General features: G+C 68.4%; 3 protein-coding genes. All 3 read right to left on the bottom strand.

All coding sequences use genetic code 11. The features are described 5' to 3' along the window. On the bottom strand, positions 1–779 hold a 779-nt coding region (locus tag DBR22_RS16745; RefSeq protein ID WP_258229256.1), incomplete at its 3' end, for an aminoglycoside phosphotransferase family protein. An 11-nt stretch (positions 780–790) separates the two neighbouring features. After that, the gene (locus DBR22_RS16740; protein WP_108599949.1) at positions 791–1,519 is read right to left on the bottom strand and encodes a VIT1/CCC1 transporter family protein; all 729 of its coding nucleotides are present in this window, start codon (positions 1,517–1,519) and stop codon (positions 791–793) included. Positions 1,520–1,565: 46 nt separating this feature from the next. Then, a partial coding sequence (locus DBR22_RS16735) for a DUF4439 domain-containing protein (RefSeq protein ID WP_146187537.1) occupies positions 1,566–2,125 on the bottom strand: 560 nt, incomplete at its 5' end.

Here is a 2,125-nt window from a genome sequence, read left to right as displayed (position 1 = left end):
GTGCAACGCTGCCTCAACCCTGCGGCCGGATCAGCGCGGGAAAGGTCGTCCAGGCGGTTCCACAGGAGCGGTGCCACAGCGAACTCGGCTTCGCCGATCATCGGCTGCGGATCGATGGCAGCAAAGCCCCCTTGCAACCGGGCAAGGATATTCAGGAAATGGAAATCCGTGTGGACCAGGACATCGTGTCCGGAACGGCGACCGACGGCACCCCGGGTCTGGCAGACTTCCAAAGCCGCCTCGAGGAGCCAGCGCGGGAAGGGCCGGCCCTGCTGTTCCCACTCCGCGGGCAGGTCATCGCTCCACTGTTCCGCGAGGGCCGCGACGTGGTTGAACTCCTGCCATTGAGGTCTGGTGTCCGGCACCAGGCTCAACTGCCGCACGAGGCCGCCCCAGATCCCCGCAGCCTCATCCAGCGGGACACCCTGCAGCGAACAGCCCCCATCGAGACGCTCCAGGAGCATGGCGCACGTTCCGGCGTCGGACTCCAATAATCGGACGGCGCCGTATCCTCCCCACAGCGCGAGCGCGTGCCGTTCAACCCGGGCTTCGTCGTGGGGGAAGGCAATCTTCAGTGCTGCTGGGGTGCCGTCCGTCCTGAGGACCGGGACCACCACGCCGCCGTGCCCGTGCCAGGGCAACGCGCCGGGTGCCAGGTCAACCGCCAACTCCCAGTGCTCCAGCCGCCCCTGGACCAGGTCAGGAAGCGAGGCAAGCCAGGCCCGTCCGGCGCTGCTGTGGCCGTAACGCACGCTAAGGGCCGGAGGGATGGGCACCACTGTCCGCAGGCTCACATCACACCGCTCGCCCCGAGCAGGTTTCCGATGGAGAACGTCGCGATGAGGGCCAGCGCGCCACCCACCACCACCCGCACCGCGGCACGCAGCTTCGAGCCTCCGCCGATCCAGGCGCCCAGCGCCCCGGTGGCCGCGAGTGCCACGAGGACGGCGGCAAACGTCAGGGGAACCCTGATCTCCGCAGGGGGAAGGAGGATAGCCAGCATGGGCAGGACGGCGCCGATCAGGAAGGCGACGGCCGAGGCAAAGGCGGCGTGCCATGGGCTGACGATGTCCGTCTCGTCGATGTTCAGTTCAGCGGACAGGTGGGCGCCCAGCGCATCGTGTTCGGTCAGTTCCCGGGCCACCGTGAGGGCAGTGTCAACGCTGAGGCCCTTGGCCTGGTAGATCGCTGCCAGTTCCGCGAGCTCCTCCTCAGGCTCCTCGAGCAGTTCGCGCCGTTCCTTTTCGATCAGCGCTTCCTGGCTGTCCTTCTGGCTGCTGACAGAGACGTATTCGCCCAGTGCCATGGAGATGGCACCGCCCACCACGCCCGCGGCCCCGGCGACCAGGATCGGACCCGGTTGGTTGGTCACCCCGGCAACACCGACCACGATGGCGGCCACGGAAACGATCCCGTCGTTGGCACCCAGCACACCGGCCCGCAGCCAATTAAGCCGGACCGCGATGTCGTTGTGGTGCGGCTCATCCTCATGAAGCGATGGTGCCGGTACGTTGTCCATTCCTACAGCAAATCATCAGTGCGCATGAAGGGCCAGCATTCCGTGGTCAGCTGCGTTTCCCGGTCTGCGAGGGCCCGGTGTACAGATCATCGACGGTCGCTTCCGCGAGCGGCGGCAGCTCTGCCTCCGCCAGCACCAGGCCTGGCACCGGGCTGAGGGGGCCGCCCCAGTGAAGTGTCCTGCGCGCGGCGGCCTCCAGAGCCGAGAGTGCCCAGACCCTGGCGGGTCCCTCGCCCAGGGCCACCAGATCGCCATAGGCCGGGATGGTGGCCGCCTCCAACGTGCCGAGCGTGGTGGCCGGAGCCGCCAGGAAAGCTTCACTGAGGGCATAGCCGGCCGGCTGGGGAGCAGCGGCCGTGCAACTGGACCGGATCATTGCTTCGACGTCGTCATGGAGCTCCTGGTGCTGTGCCAGGAAACCGGCCGCCGGAGCGGTGGATGCGGCGTCCAGCCGGGTCAGCGCGGCCTGATACGCGTAGACGAGTTCCAACTCCGCCGCCCCAGCTGCTGCCAATGCGGAACCGGGGGTGGGGCTGGCTCCTGTGGGCTCTGCCGGGCAGCTGGCCGCCGCCGATGCTGTGGGGCCCGCCAGGGACTCCCGGGCCG

The organism is Arthrobacter sp. HMWF013 (genome assembly GCF_003061105.1).
In the GTDB taxonomy this organism is placed as follows: domain Bacteria; phylum Actinomycetota; class Actinomycetes; order Actinomycetales; family Micrococcaceae; genus Arthrobacter.
The sequence above is the reverse complement of the archived record's forward strand: the minus strand, read 5'-3'. Positions and strand labels throughout refer to the sequence as shown.